18 protein-coding genes, 1 pseudogene and 1 riboswitch are annotated in these 20,557 nt (G+C 31.0%); of the genes and pseudogenes, 14 read left to right on the top strand and 5 right to left on the bottom strand.

Annotated elements, in window-relative coordinates; genetic code table 11:
* The 13 genes and pseudogenes from GQ540_RS06305 to GQ540_RS06245 all read left to right on the top strand — a co-directional run.
* A pseudogene (locus GQ540_RS06305) lies at nucleotides 1-411 on the top strand (quinol:cytochrome C oxidoreductase); the annotation flags it as partial.
* Nucleotides 412-504: 93 nt separating this feature from the next.
* On the top strand, nucleotides 505-1,512 hold the full coding sequence (locus GQ540_RS06300; protein WP_291798962.1) for a cytochrome c oxidase subunit II: 1,008 nt from the start codon (nucleotides 505-507) through the stop codon (nucleotides 1,510-1,512).
* Nucleotides 1,513-1,542: 30 nt separating this feature from the next.
* The gene (locus GQ540_RS06295) at nucleotides 1,543-3,294 is read left to right on the top strand and encodes a cbb3-type cytochrome c oxidase subunit I (protein WP_291798958.1); all 1,752 of its coding nucleotides are present in this window, start codon (nucleotides 1,543-1,545) and stop codon (nucleotides 3,292-3,294) included.
* 140 nt (nucleotides 3,295-3,434) lie between these two features.
* On the top strand, nucleotides 3,435-4,457 hold the full coding sequence (gene ruvB, locus GQ540_RS06290) for a Holliday junction branch migration DNA helicase RuvB (protein WP_291798954.1): 1,023 nt from the start codon (nucleotides 3,435-3,437) through the stop codon (nucleotides 4,455-4,457).
* Nucleotides 4,458-4,554: 97 nt separating this feature from the next.
* A complete protein-coding gene (locus tag GQ540_RS06285) occupies nucleotides 4,555-6,282 on the top strand; it encodes a SulP family inorganic anion transporter (RefSeq protein WP_291798951.1) in 1,728 nt (575 codons plus the stop codon).
* A complete protein-coding gene (locus tag GQ540_RS06280) occupies nucleotides 6,279-8,021 on the top strand; it encodes a SulP family inorganic anion transporter (RefSeq protein ID WP_291798948.1) in 1,743 nt (580 codons plus the stop codon). The genes GQ540_RS06285 and GQ540_RS06280 overlap by 4 nt, the downstream gene beginning before the upstream one ends.
* Before the next feature lie 110 nt (nucleotides 8,022-8,131).
* On the top strand, nucleotides 8,132-9,547 hold the full coding sequence (locus tag GQ540_RS06275; protein WP_291798946.1) for a rhodanese-like domain-containing protein: 1,416 nt from the start codon (nucleotides 8,132-8,134) through the stop codon (nucleotides 9,545-9,547).
* Between the two features lie 125 nt (nucleotides 9,548-9,672).
* Complete coding sequence (locus GQ540_RS06270) at nucleotides 9,673-10,140, top strand: rhodanese-like domain-containing protein (protein WP_291798943.1); 468 nt, start codon at nucleotides 9,673-9,675, stop codon at nucleotides 10,138-10,140.
* Complete coding sequence (locus tag GQ540_RS06265; RefSeq protein ID WP_291798941.1) at nucleotides 10,141-10,713, top strand: DUF3365 domain-containing protein; 573 nt, start codon at nucleotides 10,141-10,143, stop codon at nucleotides 10,711-10,713.
* A gap of 1 nt (nucleotide 10,714) precedes the next feature.
* Nucleotides 10,715-12,172, top strand: coding sequence for an FAD-dependent oxidoreductase (locus GQ540_RS06260; protein WP_291798939.1), 1,458 nt, complete (start codon nucleotides 10,715-10,717; stop codon nucleotides 12,170-12,172).
* Nucleotides 12,173-12,198: 26 nt separating this feature from the next.
* Nucleotides 12,199-12,363 (top strand): hypothetical protein, encoded by a 165-nt coding sequence (locus tag GQ540_RS06255; RefSeq protein ID WP_291798936.1) that lies wholly within the window; start codon nucleotides 12,199-12,201, stop codon nucleotides 12,361-12,363.
* Between the two features lie 43 nt (nucleotides 12,364-12,406).
* Nucleotides 12,407-12,679, top strand: a complete 273-nt coding sequence (locus tag GQ540_RS06250) for a heavy-metal-associated domain-containing protein (RefSeq protein WP_291798932.1) — start codon at nucleotides 12,407-12,409, stop codon at nucleotides 12,677-12,679.
* A 110-nt stretch (nucleotides 12,680-12,789) separates the two neighbouring features.
* Nucleotides 12,790-14,100, top strand: coding sequence for an FAD/NAD(P)-binding oxidoreductase (locus tag GQ540_RS06245; RefSeq protein WP_291798929.1), 1,311 nt, complete (start codon nucleotides 12,790-12,792; stop codon nucleotides 14,098-14,100).
* Nucleotides 14,101-14,262: 162 nt separating this feature from the next.
* Here GQ540_RS06245 and GQ540_RS06240 read toward each other — a convergent pair whose 3' ends face one another.
* The 5 genes from GQ540_RS06240 to GQ540_RS06220 all read right to left on the bottom strand — a co-directional run bounded on the left by GQ540_RS06240 (nucleotide 14,263) and on the right by GQ540_RS06220 (nucleotide 19,222).
* Nucleotides 14,263-16,623, bottom strand: a complete 2,361-nt coding sequence (locus tag GQ540_RS06240) for a TonB-dependent receptor (RefSeq protein ID WP_291798924.1) — start codon at nucleotides 16,621-16,623, stop codon at nucleotides 14,263-14,265.
* Between the two features lie 116 nt (nucleotides 16,624-16,739).
* A riboswitch (TPP riboswitch) is annotated at nucleotides 16,740-16,831 on the bottom strand.
* A 40-nt stretch (nucleotides 16,832-16,871) separates the two neighbouring features.
* Nucleotides 16,872-17,276, bottom strand: coding sequence for an alternative ribosome rescue aminoacyl-tRNA hydrolase ArfB (gene arfB, locus GQ540_RS06235; RefSeq protein ID WP_291798922.1), 405 nt, complete (start codon nucleotides 17,274-17,276; stop codon nucleotides 16,872-16,874).
* Nucleotides 17,277-17,897 carry an ATP-binding protein gene (locus tag GQ540_RS06230; protein WP_291798918.1) on the bottom strand — a complete coding sequence of 207 codons (621 nt, stop codon included), beginning with the start codon at nucleotides 17,895-17,897 and terminating at the stop codon, nucleotides 17,277-17,279.
* Complete coding sequence (pnuC, locus tag GQ540_RS06225; protein WP_291798915.1) at nucleotides 17,867-18,568, bottom strand: nicotinamide riboside transporter PnuC; 702 nt, start codon at nucleotides 18,566-18,568, stop codon at nucleotides 17,867-17,869. The genes GQ540_RS06230 and pnuC overlap by 31 nt, the downstream gene beginning before the upstream one ends.
* 9 nt (nucleotides 18,569-18,577) lie before the next feature.
* Complete coding sequence (locus GQ540_RS06220) at nucleotides 18,578-19,222, bottom strand: 4'-phosphopantetheinyl transferase superfamily protein (protein WP_291798912.1); 645 nt, start codon at nucleotides 19,220-19,222, stop codon at nucleotides 18,578-18,580.
* Nucleotides 19,223-19,312: 90 nt separating this feature from the next.
* Between GQ540_RS06220 and ahcY the strand changes: the two genes are divergently transcribed.
* Nucleotides 19,313-20,557: adenosylhomocysteinase (gene ahcY, locus GQ540_RS06215; RefSeq protein WP_291798907.1), on the top strand; the 1,245-nt coding region annotated here is incomplete at its 3' end.

Here is a 20,557-nt window from a genome sequence, read left to right as displayed (position 1 = left end):
TGGACTTACTTATGGTTTTCACAGTTTATGTTAATTTGGTATGCTGATATTCCTGAAGAAGTAACATACTTTGCTACAAGATTTAACGATTATAAATTACCATTTTTAGGAATGCTTGTATTAAATTTTGTTTTCCCATTATTGGTATTAATGAATAGTGATTACAAACGTGTAAACTGGTTTATTGTTTGTACAGGTGTACTAATATTAGTTGGGCATTATGTAGATATTTATGTGATGATTATGCCAGCTACAGTTGGAGATCAATGGTTTGTTGGAATTCCTGAAATTAGCTCAGTATTACTTGTGCTTGGAATATTTATTTATGTTGTATTTACAGCATTAACAAAAGCACCTTTATTAGCAAAAGGAAATCCATTTATAAAAGAAAGTGAACATTTTCACTATTAAATAACATATAATTCATTAGAAAAGAGTCCTGAATTCAATTTATTCAGGATTTTTTTTATATTTGGCATCTCTACTAACAACTAACTAAAAAATATGACAGCATTACTTTATGTTTTATTGGCAATTGTATTAGCCGTAGCTATATGGCAAATAGCAAGTATTCTTAATTTAAAGAGTGCAATAGCCACTGAAAAAGACAATAACACGCAAGGAATATTATTTGTAGCCTTTGGAGTTTTCTTTTATGGTTTAATGGTATTTTCATTTTGGAAGTACTCTGTAATTTTATTACCCGAAGCTGCTTCTGTTGAAGGAGAAAGATTTGACAACTTGTATTTAATCACCATGTTATTAATTCTTTTTGTTCAAGCAATCACTCAATTTATATTATTTTTCTTCGCTTTTAAATATAGAGGTATTAAAGGTAGAAAAGCATTATTTTATGCAGATAGTCATAAACTAGAAATGATTTGGACAATAATTCCTTCAGTTGTTTTAGCAGGGTTGGTTCTTTACGGACTTTCAGTTTGGAACGATGTTATGGATACTTCAGATGCTGAAAATCCATTAATTGTTGAAGTGTATGCAAAACAATTTCAATGGGAAGCTCGTTATGCAGGTGATGATAATGAATTAGGTTTAGCAAATGTGCGCAATATTAAAGGAATTAACACAATGGGTGTTGATATGACAGACAAGAATGCTTTAGATGATGTTCCTGTTAGAGAATTACGTTTGCCTAAAGGACGTAAAGTTATTTTTAAATTTAGATCTCAAGATGTTTTGCATTCAGCATATATGCCTCACTTTAGAGCACAAATGAATTGTGTTCCTGGTATGGTAACACAATTTGCATTTACTCCTAAATTAACTACTGAAGAAATGAGAGCAAATGAGAAAACAATTGCCAAAGTTGATGGGATTAATAAAATTAGAGCTGAAAAAGGGGAAGATGCATATGAGTTTGATTACTTATTGTTATGTAATAAAATTTGCGGATCGTCACATTATAATATGCAAATGAAGATTATTGTTGAAGAAGAAGCTCAATTCAATTCTTGGTTAAAAGACCAAAAAACAATGGCTCAAGTTGTTCAATAAAAACTAACTACTCTACTAAAAAAATAAAATATGTCAACTCATCATCATAAAGAAACATTTATTACAAAATACGTTTTTAGTACTGACCATAAAATGATTTCTAAACAGTACCTAGTTACAGGTATTTTTATGGGAATTATTGGTGTGCTTATGTCCATGTTATTTCGTTTACAAATTGCTTGGCCAGACAAGTCTTTCACTATTGTTGAAGCATTTTTAGGGCGTCATCAAGACGGAGGAGTAATGACTCCTGATATGTATTTAGCTTTAGTTACTATTCACGGTACTATAATGGTATTTTTTGTGTTAACAGCAGGTTTAAGTGGTACTTTTAGTAACTTATTAATTCCACTACAAATTGGAGCACGTGATATGGCATCAGGGTTTTTAAACATGGTTTCATATTGGTTATTCTTTTTATCAAGTGTAATTATGCTTACTTCACTTTTTGTAGAAGCTGGGCCAGCAGCAGCAGGTTGGACAATTTACCCACCATTAAGTGCGTTGCCACAAGCTATGCCAGGATCTGGATTAGGAATGACACTTTGGTTAGTTTCTATGGCAATATTTATTGCATCTTCTTTATTAGGGTCTTTAAATTACATTGTAACAGTACTTAATTTAAGAACTGTAGGTATGAAAATGGTAAGATTACCACTAACAATTTGGGCGTTTTTTGTAACGGCTATTATTGGTGTTGTATCGTTCCCTGTATTATTATCAGCAGCTTTATTATTAATATTTGATAGAAGTTTTGGAACATCATTCTTTTTGTCAGATATATTTATCCAAGGTGAAGTTTTACATTACCAAGGAGGTTCACCAGTTTTATTTGAACACCTATTTTGGTTTTTAGGTCACCCTGAAGTTTATATTGTAATATTACCTGCAATGGGAATTGTTTCTGAAGTTTTAGCAGCAAATTCACGTAAACCAATTTTTGGTTATAGAGCAATGATAGGATCTATTATAGCAATTGCATTTTTATCAACTATTGTATGGGGACACCACATGTTTGTATCTGGTATGAATCCATTTTTAGGATCAGTTTTTACATTTACTACCTTATTAATTGCAATTCCTTCTGCTGTTAAATCATTTAACTGGTTAACAACAATGTGGAAAGGGAATCTCCAGATGAATACTGCAACCCTGTTTTCAATAGGATTTGTTTCTACATTTATTACTGGAGGTCTAACAGGATTAGTTCTTGGAGATAGCGCTTTAGATATTAATGTACACGATACCTACTTTGTGGTTGCTCACTTTCACTTAGTAATGGGTGTATCTGCAATTTATGGAATGTTTGCAGGTGTGTATCATTGGTTTCCTAAAATGTATGGAAGAATGATGAACAAAACATTAGGTTATTGGCATTTTTGGATAACTGCAGTTGCAGCTTATGGAGTGTTTTTCCCAATGCATTTTGTTGGATTGGCAGGATTACCGCGTAGATATTATTCAAACACAGCATTCCCATTATTTGATGATGTTGCCGATGTAAATATTGTTATTACATTATTTGCAATTTTAGGAGGTGCCTCACAGATAATCTTCTTAGCAAATTTCTTTATGAGTATTTATAAAGGGAAAAAAGCAGAACAAAACCCTTGGAGATCTAATACACTTGAATGGACTACACCAGTAGAACATATTCATGGAAACTGGCCAGGAGAATTGCCAACAGTACATCGTTGGGCCTATGATTATAGCAAGCCAGGACACGATGAGGATTTTGTTGTTCAAACAACACCACTACTTGATGGTGAAGAAGAATCTTAAGAGCCTTCATAAAGTATAAATTTAAAACTCAGCACATTTAATATTAAATGTGCTGAGTTTTTTTATGGGTTATTTCTAGAAGTGCAATTTTTAATTTTTAATTTTTAATTTTCAATTGCTAATTATTTATCTTTGTTTTTATGAACGAAAACTTGAATCCTGAGAAAGAACATTTTACTTCGGAAGAATTAGAGGTTGAAAAGAAATTACGTCCGTTAACTTTTGATGATTTTACAGGTCAAGAGCAAGTTTTAGAAAATTTAAAAATATTTGTTGAAGCTGCCAACCAAAGAGATGAAGCTTTAGACCACACGTTGTTTCACGGACCTCCTGGATTAGGTAAAACAACATTAGCACATATTCTTGCTAATGAACTAGGTGTTGGATTAAAAATCACATCAGGACCAGTGTTAGACAAGCCAGGTGATTTAGCAGGTTTATTAACAAATTTAAGTGAACGTGATGTTTTGTTTATTGATGAAATTCATAGGTTAAGTCCAATTGTAGAAGAATACTTGTATTCTGCAATGGAAGATTATCGTATAGATATTATGATTGAGTCTGGGCCAAATGCCCGTACTGTTCAAATAGATTTAGAACCTTTTACACTTATTGGAGCAACAACCCGATCTGGATTGTTGACAGCACCAATGAGAGCACGTTTTGGAATTAGTAGTAGATTACAATATTATAAAACAGAGCTACTTACTACTATTGTCCAAAGAAGCTCTTCAATTTTAAAAGTTCCAATTTCAATGGAATCAGCAATTGAAATAGCAGGGAGAAGTAGAGGAACACCACGTATAGCAAATGCGTTGCTTCGCAGGGTTCGTGATTTTGCTCAAATTAAAGGTGATGGTAACATTAATATAGAAATTGCAAAATATGCGTTAAACGCTTTAAATGTAGATGCACATGGGTTGGATGAAATGGATAACAAAATTTTAACTACTATTATAGATAAATTTAAAGGAGGTCCTGTAGGTATTAGCACAATTGCAACTGCCGTTGGTGAAAATACTGAAACTATTGAAGAAGTTTACGAGCCATTTTTAATTCAAGAAGGATTTATTATGCGCACGCAACGTGGACGTGAAGTAACCGAACTTGCCTATAAACATTTGGGTAAAGTAAAAGGACAAAACCAAGGAGAATTATTTTAAGTGAACAAATAACACAATATTTTATAAGTGATTTACATCACAAAACTAAATTTAGTTCACTGTACTTTTGTTGTAAATATTATCACTAAAATCTGAGATGACTTTAAAACAATTTTTTCCTTTTCTAACTTGGTTGCCAATGGTTCGGCATACTTGGAAAGATGATTTAATTGCAGGTTTAACAGGAACCATTATTGTTATTCCTCAGGCTGTAGCATTTGCTATGATTGCTGGTATGCCACCAATTTATGGATTTTATACAGCAATGTTAACTCCTGTAATTGCTGCATTATTTGGTTCATCGTATCACTTAGTATCTGGCCCAACTACCACAAGTTCTATAGTTTTATATGCTATAATTAGTAAATATGTTAACCCTACAAATGATATTGAAGCGTTTGTTTCATTAGCAATTTTACTTTCTTTTATGGCTGGGGTTATTAAACTTTTTATGGGAATTGCACGAATGGGGAAATTGGTAAATTTTGTTTCAAATTCTGTGGTTATTGGTTTTTCCGCAGGAGCAGGCGTATTAATTGCATTTAAACAACTCAAACATATTTTTGGAATAAAAGTACCTCAGGGAAGTTCATTTTTACATATTATTGAATTTATAGCTTTTCATTTATCAGAAATAAATTGGTATGTGTTTGCCGTGGCGATGGCAACTTTATTACTTGCATTAATAATTAGAAAAATAAAAAAAATTTCTAGATTGTATATGTTGTTTGCTATGATATTTGGAAGTTTTCTAGCCATTTGGTTAGGCGGTGGTTTGCACGGTATTGAAACCGTTGGAAGTATTCCATCTAATTTACCACCTTTTAAAATGCCTGATTTTGATTATAATAATATGAGAATGTTAAACTCAGGAGCTATCATTTTAGCTACTTTAGGTTTGGTTGAAGCCGCAGCTATTTCACGTTCTATAGCTTTACATACACATCAAAAATTAAATGTAAATCAAGAGTTTGTATCTCAGGGAATATCCAATGTGGTTTCTAGCTTTTTTTCATGTTATACAAGTTCAAGTTCTTTTACAAGGTCTAGCATAAATTATCAATCTGGAGCTAAAACACCCTTATCGGCATTTATATCTGCATTTGGATTAATGTTTGTTGTATTATTTTTCGCAAAATACGCTGCCTTTTTACCAAAAGCGGCAATGGGCGGAATTATTTTATTGGTTGGTTATAATTTAATTGATTTTAAACACATTAAATTAATTTTTAAAAGCAGTAAACGAGAGGTTATTGTTTTTAGTGCAACTTTTTTAGGAACCTTGTTTTTAGACCTTCAGCAAGCATTAGTAATTGGGATATTTTTCTCCTTATTTTTCTATCTTGAAAAAACTTCAAAACCAAATATAGCTTCCTTTGGAAAAAATAAAGATGATAAATTCATTAATACTATTAGAGATGAAGATGCCAAAGAATGCCCTCAGTTAAAAATTATTAGAATTGATGGGACAATTTATTTTGGTGCAGTTGAAGGAATTTCTAATTATTTTTCTGATTTATATGAAAAATGTGAAAGAAAAGAATTATTAATTATTGCCAATGGTGTAAATTTTATTGATTTAGCTGGTGCAGAGTGGTTAACGCAAGAAGTTTTAAAATGGCAAAAAAGAGGTGGTGGAATTTACTTTGTTGGGTTGAAAATTATAAGTCAGGATATTCTAAAAAATGGTGGATTTATTAAAACTATTGGGTCACAAAACTTTTTTAAAGATAAAAAAAGCGCGATTTCAACTATTTATAAAAAACTAGATAAGAGTAAATGTGAAACTTGTGATATTAACCTATTTGAAGAGTGTAAAAAATGAATGTAAAAATTAAAAACATTTTTCCAATTTTAGATTGGTTACCAAACTATAAAAAATCGTGGATTAGAGGCGATCTTGCAGCGGGTTTAACCGTTGGAATTATGTTAGTTCCGCAAGGGATTGCATATGCTTTAATTGCTGGTTTATCACCAATTTATGGATTATATACAGCTATGATTCCTCAAATTGTATATGCAATTTTTGGAACTTCAAGGCAACTAGCTGTTGGGCCTGTAGCAATGGATTCATTAATTGTAGCATCAGGAGTTGCAACATTAGCAGAAATTGGCACGGAAAATTTTGTTGAATTTGCAATACTTCTTGCTTTTATGATGGGTGTTCTTCAAGTAATATTTGGAGTTTTTAAACTAGGGTTTTTAGTTAATTTCTTGTCTAGACCTGTAATTAGTGGTTTTACATCTGCTGCTGCTTTAATAATTGCATTTAGTCAACTAAAACATTTGCTTGGAGTTAATATTGAAAGAAATAATAAGTTGCATAGCTTAGTTATAGACTTATTTCAACACTTAAAAGAGATAAATTATATAGCCTTTGCAATAGGAGGAATTTCCATAGTCATATTAATTTTTTTTAAACGAATCACTAAAAAAATTCCAGCAGCTTTAATTGTAGTGGTATTAGGTATTTTAGTTGTGAAATATTTAAGGTTAGATGAAGTTGGAGTGCAAATAATAGGAGAAATACCAGAAGGATTACCACCTTTTAAAATACCAAGTTTTAATATTGAAATAATGAAAGAATTATTTCCAATTGCATTAACCTTATCTTTTATTGCTTTTTTAGAGGCAATATCAGTAGCAAAAGCTATTGAATTAAAACATACAAATTATAAAGTAGCTCCTAATAAAGAGTTAATTGCTATTGGAATGGGAAATATTGTTGGTTCATTTTTTCAAACGTATCCAGCAACTGGAGGAATGTCTAGGACAGCTGTAAATAATCAAGTAGGAGCAAATACGCCAATGGCAGCCATTATTGCCAGTTTAATTGTTGCTTTTACACTAGTATTTTTAACACCTGTTTTTTACTATTTACCAAAGTCAATTATAGCCGCAATAATTATAGTTGCTGTTTATGGACTGCTAGATTTTAAAGTTCCAAAGCAAATACTAAAGTATTCTAAAAGAGAATTAGTTATTTTAAACAGTACACTTTTAGTAACGGCAGTTGTTGGAATAAAAGAAGGAATATTTACAGGTGTAATTTTATCAATATCAATGTTAATTTATAGAAGTACAAAGCCTCATGTTGCTGTTTTAGGAAAAGTATCAGGTTCTCATTTTTATAGAAACATAAAAAGATTTGAAGGGCTTTTAGAGGTGAAAGAAGATATTTTAATACTAAGATTTGATGCGCAATTATACTTTGCAAACGTTCAATATTTTAAAGATAAATTAGATGAATGTGTTGTTGAAAAAGGGAAAAGTTTAGAATTAATTATTATTGATGGAGAAAGTATAAATAGTATTGATAGTTCAGGTGTTTATATGTTATATGAAATAATAAAAAAATATAATAGTTTAAAAATTGATATTGTTTTTACGGGAATGAAAGGACCTGTTAGAGATGTTTTTGAAAAAAGTGAAATAATGAAGCAAATTAGCTATGAAAACTGTTTTATGAGCATTCAAGAAGCTGTTGACACTTTCGAAAAAAGTAAAAAAGACAATCAATTTAACTTGAAACATATCAAATATATTAAACAAACAAACCGTTAAAATTTTCAGAATAATTTAGTTTATGTGACTTAGATTACAAAAACATAAAATCAATCATTTAATTTTGGGAAGATACAAACGGAATTTAATACTATAAAAATCAGTAAATTATGAAAGTAGAACAATTATTTACAGGCTGCCTTGCAGAGATGGCTTATTACATAGAGTCTAATGGAGAAGCTGCAATTATTGATCCTCTTAGAGAAACTGAACCTTATATAGAAATGGCAAAAGCTGATGGAGCAACCATTAAATATGTTTTTTTAACGCACTTTCATGCCGACTTTGTTTCAGGACAAGTAGATTTAGCAAAAAAGACGGGAGCAACCATTGTTTTTGGTCCAAATGCGGAAGCTGAATATGATTTATATGTTGGTAAAGATGGTGAAGACTTCGAGTTAGGAAATGGTAAAATTACCTTATTACATACACCAGGTCATACTATGGAATCATCTTCTTACTTAATTACAGATGAAGAAGGAAATACTCCTTGTGTTTGTACAGGAGATTGTTTGTTTATTGGAGATGTTGGTAGACCAGATTTAGCAGTGAAATCTGATTTAACGCAAGCAGATTTAGCAGGTCATTTATATGAATCACTTCGAAATAAAATAATGACATTACCAGATGATATTATTGTGTATCCAAATCATGGTGCAGGATCAGCTTGTGGTAAAAATATGAGTTCAGAAACTTTTGACACTTTAGGAAATCAAAAGAAAACAAACTACGCGTTGAGAGCTGATATGACCAAAGAGGAATTTATTGTTGAAGTAACTACAGGCTTAAAACCACCACCACAATATTTTGGAAATAATGTAAGAATGAATAAAGGCATCAACACAAGTATTGATGAAGTATTACACCGTGGTACAACTCCAATTGATGCCGATTCATTTAAAGAAATGAGCGAGCAGAATGATGTTTTAGTAATTGACACGCGTTCTAAAGAAGTGTATGCAGAAGAAGGAACTGTGCCAGGAGCTTGGTTTATTGGTGTTGATGGAAATTTTGCACCTTGGGTTGGTGCATTGGTGAAAGATATTAATCAAAAAATAATTTTTATTGCTGAAGGAGGAAGAGAACACGAAGTAGTCACACGTTTTTCACGTGTTGGATATGATAATACAATTGGGTATTTAAGAGGTGGAATGCACGCTTGGAAAGCTTCAGGACATAAAGCAGACCAAATAGGTTCTATATCTGCAATTCAATTTGCAAATAGATTAAAAGATGGAACTATGGAAGTCTCGTTAGATGTTAGAAAAGAATCAGAATATTTATCAGAACATGTTGTAGGTGTTGGGAATTTTCCTTTAGATTCAATTCATGCTAATTTCGCTGAAATTAATGCAGGTAAAGAGTACTTTTTACATTGCGCAAGTGGTTATCGTTCTTTAATAGCGGCATCAATTTTTCAAGCAAATGGCGTTAAAAAAGTAACTGATGTTAGAGGTGGATTTAACGACATTAAAGATAGTGGTGCTGAACTAACTGATTACGTTTGTCCAACAACATTATTATAAAAAATATTTTAAATTTAATTGATTAGGGAAGTTTAAAAGCTTCCCTTTTTTATTTAGAAGTAACTTTAGTTACTACTAAATTTATCAGTAAATTTATATTTGTCAAAAATCAAAAACAATAACAAATGAAACTACCTATTAAAACACTTGTAATGGTGCTGATTGCAAGTTTATTACAGCTGAGTTGTGATAATGTAAAACAACAATCAAAATCAAATCAAATTGCAGATAGCACTTCTATTGATAATAAAGGAATTGCTGTTGATCAATCAGAATTAGGGAACGTAAAAGTTATGACACCTTCTGAGTTCAAAGAGAAATCAGTTGGTAAAACTATTATTGATATTAGAACACCTTTTGAATTTAAAAGAGGATATATTAAAGGAGCTAAAAATATTAATTATTATAGTAGAGATTTTTTAGAACAAATGTCAAAATTTGATAAAAATGAACCAATTTATATTTATTGTAGATCAGGAAACAGAACATCCTCAGCTTCAAGAAAATTAGTAAAAGCAGGGTTTTTAAATGTTTATGACCTTCGAGGAGGAATATCAAACTGGACAAGGAGTAATAATCAAATAGATAAATAAATGTATAAAAAACTACTAATTTTAGCAGTTCTTTTGAGTATCGTTGCTTGTGAAAACAACAAACTCTCTAAAGCAGAACAAGAAGAATATATAAATAAAGGTAAAGAAATTACAAAGGCTTCATTTAATGAATTAAGTACAAATTTAATGGCTCAAATGAAACTTGGAGGCCCGCAACAAGCAGTTCCTTTTTGTAACACACAAGCCATGCCAATTACTCACCAAATGTCTGAAAAATTTAATGTTACAATTAAACGAACTTCAGATAAGGTTAGAAATTCTGAGAATAAAGCAACAGAAAGAGAATTACAAATTATTGAAGGGTATAAAACTTCGTTAGAAAACAGTAGTAAATTAAGCCCAATTATTGAGATTAATTCTGATAAGAATAAGCAGTTTTATGCTCCAATTATCATGAAAGAAAAATGTTTAGTTTGTCATGGAAAACCAGGAGAGCAATTAAATGTAAAAACAGATTCTCTTATTAAATCGTTTTACCCGCTTGATAAAGCAATTGGTTATGAAAATGGTGATTTAAGAGGAATTTGGAGTATTGAATTTAAAAATAATTAGGATGGCAAAAGTAGTAGTTTTAGGAGCTGGAATTTCTGGACATACAGCAATATCTTATTTGAGTAAATACCTTAAAAAAGAGCACGAAGTTGTTATGGTTTCGCCAAATAGTAATTTTCAATGGATTCCTTCAAATATTTGGGTAGGTGTAGGCTTAATGACACCAGATCAAGTGAAGTTTGAATTAGCTCCCGTTTATAAAAAAATGGGTGTTAACTACAAACAAGCATTAGCAACCTCAATTCATCCCGAAGGAGATGCAGAAAATGAAAAAGGATTTGTTACTATTAAATATGTAACGGGAGAAAATGAAAGGAAAGAAGAAAAAGTAACGTATGATTATCTTATTAACGGAACAGGACCAAAACTTAATTTTGATGCAACAGAAGGTTTAGGGCCAAATAAATTTACACAATCTGTTTGCACATATGATCACGCAGAACACGCTTGGGGAAGGCTTCAAGAGTCCTTCAAAAAAATGGAGAATGGTGAGCGTCAAACATTTTTAGTTGGTACAGGTCATGCATTGGCAACTTGTCAAGGTGCAGCTTTTGAATACATTTTAAACATTGCTTTTGAGATTAATAAGAGAAAATTATCACATTTAGCAGATATGTGGTGGATTTCAAATGAATATGAACTTGGTGATTTTGGAATGGGAGGAGCTTATGTAAAAAGAAATGGATACATAACACCCACTAAAATATTCACGGAGTCTATTTTAAAAGAATATGGAATTAGATGGATTAAAAGAGCAGGAGTTCAAAAAGTAGCAAAAGGAAAAGTTTTTTACGAAAATTTAAGAGGGGAATTTCACACTAAAGAATTTGATTTTGCCATGTTAATACCAGGGTTTGCAGGTGCAGGAATGAAAGCTTTTAATAAAGATAATGAAGATATAAGTTTAGAAGTTTTTGCAGCTAACGGAATGATGAAAGTTGATGCAGATTATACCCCTAAAGCTTATGAAGATTGGAGAGCTGAGGATTGGCCTTCAACATACCAAAGTCAAAAATATGAAAATATATATGCCGCTGGTATTGCTTTTGCACCACCACATGGTATGTCTAAACCAATGGAAAGCCCTAATGGGACAAAAATATTTCCAACTCCGCCAAGAACAGGAATGCCTTCAGGAGTAATTGGTAAAATTGTAGCTCAAAATATAATTCATTCTATAAAAGTTGGAAAAATTGAGCATCCACATGCGGCATCTATGGCTAAAATGGGAGCAGCTTGTATTGTTTCAGCAGGTTATGGATTGTTTAAAGGTCAGGCAGCGGTAATGACAGTAAATCCAATTGTGCCTGATTGGGAAAAATATCCAAAATGGGGAAGAAATATTAAAGATACTGTTGGTGTCGTTGGTACTGCTGGTCATTGGATGAAGTTGTTGATGCATTATATGTTTTTATATAAAGCAAAAGCAAAACCATTTTGGTGGTTAATTCCTGAATAGTAAATTGAGAACTAAAATTAAGTAACATGAAAAAAAGTAAAGAAAAAACAATACCATATAGCAATATTTCTTTTGGAACAGAACCAACAAGATTAATCCGGTTTATGAGAGTTTGTTTTATTTATCAAGTGTATAATTTTTTTAAGCTAAATTTAAAAGTAATGAAGATTGTTGTTGGAGGTCATTCCTAATGATTTAATTTTTTTTAATTTAGCAGTTCTAAAAAATCAAAAAATGACAACAATAGAAATATTAAATTTAAAATGTGGAGGTTGCGCAAACACAGTTAAAAAAGGCATTATCGCTATTGAAGATGTAAACGAAGTTAATGTAGATGTTGAAACTTCAAAAGTAACTATAGATTCAATAGATGAATCTGTAATAGCTTTAGTTAAAAAGAAGTTATCGAGTATGGGTTATCCTGAGGTAGGAGATGACAACACTATTATTCATAAAGCCAAATCTTTTGTTAGTTGTGCCACTGGTAAAATGACTTCAGAAGAATAATTAATTGAAGAGACTTATTTAGTGAACCTCTTTTTGTGATTTAAATCACAAAAAGAGGTTTTATTTTTTTTAATTTACTCAGCCTAAAATCACTAACTAAAAAAATAAATATGTCAAAACACTTTCAAGTACTTGTAATTGGTGGAGGTACTGCAGGAATTATGGTTTCATCCATGTTAAAAAGAAAAAACGTATCATTACAAATAGGTGTTATTGAGCCAGCGGATACTCATTATTATCAACCAGCTTGGACTTTAGTTGGAGCAAATACATTTGATTTTGATGCAACAGCAAAACCAATGAGTTCAATAATTCCTAAAGGAGTAGAATGGATTAAAGAATTTGCAGAAACATTTGAACCTGAGAATAATAAAGTTTTGACAAAGACAGGCAATGAATTTACTTATGATTATTTAGTAGTTGCTCCAGGTTTAAGAATGGCTCCAGAATTGGTTGAAGGATTACAAGAAGCAATGGATAAGGGAGTAGTTTGTAGTAATTACACCAACCCAAAACATACTTGGGAAACATTGAATAATTTTAAAGGGGGTACCGCATTATATACGCAACCAGCAACACCAATTAAATGTGGTGGCGCACCTCAAAAAATTATGTATTTAGCTGATGAACATTATAGAAAAACAGGCGTAAGAGATAAAACAGATATTGTGTTTGCTTTGCCTAGTGGCTCTATTTTTGGGGTTAAAATTATTGCAGATACTTTAATGGAAGTAGTTGACAAAAAGGATATCAATGTTCGATTTTTTCACAAGTTAGTAAAGGTTGATGCAGCTAAAAAAATTGCATGGTACGAAATTGTTAAAGATCTAACAGGTGGTGGTTGTGTTACAATTGCTGATGGAGATGAATCTACTTTAGATAAAGAAATTCAATATAATTATAAAGATGTTAAAGTAACAAAAGAAGGAGAAAGATATGGTATTCATTTTGATATGATGCATTTAGCACCACCTCAAGCAGCTCCTAAATTTATTCAAAAATCGCCATTAGTTTCTGAAGCAGGTTGGGTTGATGTTGATAGTAAAACAATGCAGCATACTAAGTTCTCAAATATATTTGGCTTAGGAGACGCCTCTAATTTACCAACATCTAAAACTGGTGCAGCAATTAGAAAACAAGCGCCTGTTGTTGCTGAAAACATATTAAAATTAATAACTTCCAATGAGATGAGTTCTAAAGAATATGATGGATATACTTCTTGTCCGTTAGTAACAGGATATGGGAAAATGGTATTAGCTGAATTTGATTATAATCAAGAATTTAAACCAGACACTAAACTGAAACAGTTCCCATTAATGATTGGTGACTCCTCAAAAGAACATTGGCGTTTATGGATTCTAAAAAAATACATGCTTCCTTATTTGTATTGGAATAAAATGATGAAAGGAATTGAAGTATAATTTTCAAAATGAAAAAAGCCTGAACATATAGTGTTCAGGCTTTTTTATTGGCGTCATGCTGAATTTGTTTCAGCATCTCATAATTCTGATTAGGGAGTGATATGAAACCCTAAAACAAGTACAGCATAACGGTTATAAACATCTTCACTCAACCTAAAATTGTTAAAACTTTAATGTTGCTCCAATTAAAAAGTTTCTAGTTGCTTGTGGATAATAACCTGCGCCATCTACTGTTGTAGTTTCATTTGGAACAGACCAAGTATCATCATAAGTGTAATAATATCCGTTTGAAATATATTTTGCATTAAAAATATTATTTACCAAAGCACTAAGTACAATTGATTTAAATATTTTGTTTGGTTTTATTTCATAAGAAACATTAAAATCATTTACAAAATAACTTTCTAACACATCATTTGAAGTAACTGCACTTTCCAAATTACCCATATGTTGTTCACCAACATATTTAGATAAGAATGAAAATTGAATGTTATTTGAAGGATTATAAGTAAAAGCGTTTCCAATTACTACATTAGGAGAAAATGATAAATTTGTGTCACCTAGACTCACGAGTTCTCCATTTAGTGGTGCAAAAAAATCAACATTTTTGTTGGTACTTAATGCAATATTTGGAAGTAAACTTAATTTATCAGAAACTTTAATTTGAGCGTCTATTTCTAACCCTAGGCGATAGCTTTTTCCACTTGTTGCTCTAAGTTGTGCACCAGTATCATCAATAGCTCCAGTTAAAACCAGTTGGTCTTTATAAAGCATATAATAAATGTTTGAATTCACTTTAAAAGTTCCATTATTAAAACGCCATCCTAACTCAAAATCATTTAATTTTTCAGAAGTATTTACACCGTTTTCAAAATCATTTCTGTTAGGTTCTTTATTTGCAAGTGCATATGAGAAATAGAAACTATTGTTAGTATTAGCTTTAAAAGTTACCCCAGCTTTCGGGTTAAAAAATGAATATTTTTCATCAACATTTATAGGATTTCTATCTGAAGTCAATCCATTGGTGTCAAACTTTACAAAACGAGCTTGTAAATCAGTAAATAAAGTCCAAGAATCATTTAATTGATATGTTAATTTCCCAAAAATATTAGAATCATTTTTTTCTGTTTTACTATCGTAATAATGATCTCGTATTTCAGAATTGCTTGCAAACTCAGCCCAAATTATTTCTCCATAATGATCACCTTTATAGGTGCTAATTGAAGTTCCAAAAATAAACTCTAGATTATTGTTTTTATAAGTAGCATTTGCATTTAGAACATAAAAATCGTTATCTAACCAACGTCTTCTAATTAAATCGGTTTCATTAATAGTTTCACCACCAATAGTTATTGGAGTTAAATCGTAATCTGAAAAATCTTCACCTTCTTTAAATTGTTCATAATAACCACGACCATAGGTGTAATTTAAACCAATAGTTGTAGACCAGTTTTCTGATAATTTTTCGTTCCAATGCAGTTGATAATGATCCTGATTGTAATTATCAATTTCATTTTCGTAAGAATACGGATTATGAGTTCGGCCTAAAGTTTCAATTTCTTCTAAAGTTACGCCGTACCAAGCCTGATATGTTTTTTCATGGCCTCCAAAAGTTAAGGCTTTAATCAATGTGTTGTCATCAACATAAGCAGCTTGTAAAAAGTAGGATTTTAAATCAGACCAAGCTCTATCAATATATCCATCAGAATCAATTTTAGAGAAACGACCTGAAAATTCAATATGGTCATTTATTTTTCCAGTACTAAATTTTACAGTATATTTTCTAGTATTATATGAACCAAATGAGTTACTTATTTCTCCAAATGCTTCTTCAGAAATAGCATCAGTCAATAAGTTTAAACTTGCACCAAAAGCTCCCGAACCATTAGTTGAGGTTCCAACACCACGTTGTAATTGTATACTTTCAGTTGATGATGTAAAATCAGGCATATTTACCCAAAAAGTTCCTTGGCTTTCAGCATCGTTATAAGGAATTCCATTAATAGTAACGTTAACTCTAGTAGCATCACTTCCACGAACTCTAATTCCTGAATAACCAACTCCAGCACCAGCGTCAGATGTTGTAACTACAGAAGGTAGATAATTTAATAAAATTGGAATATCTTGACCTAAGTTTCTTTTTTCTAATTCTTCTTTTGTTACGTTGCTATGTGTAACTGGAGAGGTTCTTTTTACACGAACAGCAGAAACCAATACTTCTTCAAGTACTACAAAACTGTCTGACATGTCAATTGAAATAAATGAGTTCTCAGTTAAATACCCTTTAATTTCCTTTGGTTTACTAATTGCGCTTATTACTAAAGTGTATTTTCCTTCTTTTAAATTTAGTATAAATTGCCCGTTAATATCTGTTGTAGTTCCAATGGTAGTTTCTTTTACCATTACACTAACACCTGGGAAAGGTTTAGTGCCATCAGTTATTTTTCCTGAAAGTGTAAATAATTCTTGGGCATTTACACTTAAAGAGAATGCAATAAACAAAATTGTAATTAAATGTTTCATTTTTAATAAATAAAACGATTTAAAAAGAGGTAATTAATCGATGGTTTGAATAATTAATGTTGGTGAAACTTGAAAAAGTCTCCGCTCCATCTGGCACTTCCTTCAAATATCCACTGGAAATTTTCAGTTCGGTCCTCCCTTAACAGCATTATCTGTTCAGGTTCAATGGGTTTGATCTCAGCCGTTTTAGGCACCCCTTTTGAGATGTTGCAAATTTACAAAGAAGAAAATTAATATTATAAAAAAAACTAATTTAAATCAGGTTTGTTTCTAAGCACTTTTTTATAAGCTTGTTTTTTCTTTTTCTCTAAACGTTTTTTAATGCTAGACTTACTAGGTTTAGTAGGCCTTCTTTTTTTAGGAATTTTTAAACCTTCAGTAATAATTTCTAGAAATCGCTTAATTACAATTTCTTTGTTTTTGTGTTGACTTCTACTTTCATCACATTGAAGTAGTAATAAATTTTCTTTTGTTAATTTTGTTTTTAATTTTATTGAAAGTAGTTCTTTTTCATCTTCAGCAAGTTCAGAAGAAGCATTTAAATCAAAATATAATTCAATCTTTGAAGAAACCTTATTTACATGTTGTCCACCCGCTCCACTACTTCTTACAGCTTTAAATTTTAATTCCTTTATTATTTTTTCTGAATTCATTTATTTTTTAATAGTATAATCATCAGATAGTTTTTGTGAGAAACTTTGTAAATTAGATTTAGAGTTTAATACTTCATCAATTTTTTTAACCGCAGTTTCAAAGCGTAATTTTTTGTCGCCTTTTAATAAAATATATGGACGATTGTAATTTTTTAACGTCTTTTCAAAAGCATTAAACATTTCTAAACGCAATTCTGGACGATCTCTTAAATCATCTTCTTCCCAAGGAGTATCAATATAAGTTAGTAAATATAAATTGTAGGTGTTGTGTAAAGCTGCTTCTTCAAGTTTAGCATCAACAAAACCACCATAATACTCTTCAGAATACACTTTGGTTTCTAATAAATCAGTATCACAAATTAATATTTTATCTGCTTTTTTTGCTAATCTGTTTTCTAATTCCATTTGACCTCTCGCAATAGGTAATAAATCTGAATTTTCACAAGTTTTACGCTCGTTATTCCATTTTTTCTGTAAATAATCTCTTGCAAATTCAGGCGCCCAAACAGTATTGTAATGTCTGGCTAATTGTTTTGATAAGGTTGTTTTACCAGTGCTTTCTGGTCCAAAAAGAACAACCTTTACAATATTTATGTTTGTTTGTTTAAGTGCTTTTTCCATGCGAAATAACCTTGTACGGCTAAAATTAAAAATAATGTGTATTGAATACCTGTAAAACCATAACCTTTTACAAAATATAAAGGAATTGAAACAATGTTACCAGCAATCCAAAGTATCCAATTTTCAATTTTTTTGTTGGCCATTAACCACATTGCTGCAAAAAATATTCCTGTTGTAAAGGTATCTAAATAAGGTGTAGCTTCTCTAAAGCTTGTTAAATTTCCTGATGTAAGTTTTTCAATTGCGTAATTAAAACTTTCCCTGAATCCTAAATTATTTGGCATTACGTTAAAATGCCTATATACAATGATTACGAAAATAGCTGTAAAAGCAAAAATACCAAATGCTTTAATTTTATCAGTTTTGGTAGTTCGTGAAATAGGTATATGCTGTTGTTTATCATCAATAACTCTACTCCATAAATACCAACCGTAAAGGCTCATGGCTGTATAATAAATATTTATAATTAAATCGCCATAAAGGTTCCATTGTGAAAGTAAATACACGTATAAAGCAGTGCTGATTATTCCTGTAGGAAAAACCAAAATATTTTCTCTTTTTGCGTAAAAAACACTAATTACACCAAATAAAGCAGCTATAAATTCAAGAAAAATATTAGTAAAAGATGCAGATTGATAAGGCTCAGTGAAAAAATTAATGATTTCGTTCATTGTACTTATTTAGGTTTTTTTTTTTTTTGAATTATCTAAAGCGTAAACTAATGTGAAGTTTTCAAGTTGTTCAAATTGAATAGTATACACTTTATCCCAACCTTTAACTTTAATATAACCAGTTGTTTTTTTATCTGCAATTTGAAATGAGTTAATATCTATATCATTTTTAAACGTTAAACCACCGTGAGGGTAAATTTTATAAAGTGATTCTTTTGCTCCCCAAATTACAGTTAGTTGTTCAATATAATCATCATCTTGATGTATAAATCCTCTTTCAAAATTTATAAACTTATGTTGAATTATTTTTATTTTTTCTCTATTCTTTTCTACATCAATACCAACCTCAACATCGCTAATAATTATTGCTGAAAAGTTAAAAGAATGTGTAATTGAGATGTGTTTTTTATCTTTTAAATGAGGTTTTCCATTTGCTGTGTAATACAAATCAAAATCAGTATAACCAGCTTCTTTTAATAAATGCCGAACACTTAAAAAACCACGTTGATGTAATTCAGATTTCATTGAACTCAACCTACTTTTACTTCTATCATTTAGAGCAATATCTTGAGATAATTCGTCTAGAGATTCGTCAATTTTCCAAACAAAAATTGAAGTGTAAGTATTTGGGTTAATGGTTTTGTATAAAGGCATTAAAATTTAAATATGGATTTTGTACTTTTGCAAAATCTTAAACAATTAATGTTAGTTGTTTAAAAACAAACAAGCAAATTTAATAAAATTATGAGTGCAGAAACATCAACTTACGTAAAATATAAAGTAAAAGATATAAATCTTGCAGATTGGGGACGTAAAGAAATAGAGTTAGCTGAAGCTGAGATGCCTGGTTTAATGGGTTTAAGAGAAGAATTTAAAGGGCAAAAACCTTTAAAAGGAGCTAGAATTGCAGGATGTTTACATATGACTATTCAAACAGCTGTTTTAATTGAAACATTGGTTGATTTAGGCGCTGAGGTTACGTGGAGTTCTTGTAATATATTTTCAACACAAGATCAGGCTGCTGCTGCAATTGCTGCTGCAGGAGTTTCAGTATATGCTTGGAAAGGCTTAAATGAAGAAGAATTTGACTGGTGTATTGAGCAAACATTATTTTTTGGTGAAGATAAAAAACCATTAAACTTAATTTTAGATGATGGTGGAGATTTAACAAATATGGTATTAGACAAATACCCTGAGTTAGCTGCAGGAATTAACGGTTTAAGTGAAGAAACTACAACAGGAGTTCACCGTTTATATGATAGAGTAAAAGCAGGAACATTACCAATGCCAGCAATTAATGTAAACGATTCTGTAACTAAATCTAAATTTGATAATAAATACGGATGCAGAGAAAGTGCTGTAGATGCAATTAGAAGAGCAACAGATATTATGTTAGCAGGTAAGCGTGTAATTGTTTGTGGTTATGGAGATGTTGGTAAAGGAACAGCCGCTTCTTTTAAAGGTACAGGAGCAATTGTTACGGTTACAGAAATTGATCCAATTTGTGCTTTACAAGCTGCAATGGATGGTTTTGAAGTGAAAAGATTGGAGAATGTTGTTGGAAATGCAGATATTATAATTACAACTACAGGAAATAAAGATATTGTACAAGGCGTTCATTTTGAAAAAATGAAAGACAAAACAATTGTTTGTAATATTGGTCATTTTGATAATGAAATTGATATGGCTTGGTTAAACGGTAAATATGGAGCTACAAAAGTTGAAATTAAACCACAAGTTGATAAATATACTATTGGTGAAAATGAAATATTAATTTTAGCTGAAGGTCGTTTGGTTAATTTAGGTTGTGCAACTGGTCATCCAAGTTTTGTAATGAGTAATTCATTTACAAACCAAACATTAGCGCAATTAGAGTTATGGAATAATAGAGAAGCTTATAAGAATGAAGTGTATATGTTGCCAAAACATTTAGATGAAAAAGTTGCTCGTTTGCATTTAGCTAAAATTGGCGTTGAGTTAGAAACATTA

Source organism: Lutibacter sp. (genome assembly GCF_013139515.1).
In the GTDB taxonomy this organism is placed as follows: Bacteria; Bacteroidota; Bacteroidia; order Flavobacteriales; family Flavobacteriaceae; genus Lutibacter.
This window is presented reverse-complemented; position numbering and strand designations above follow the sequence as displayed.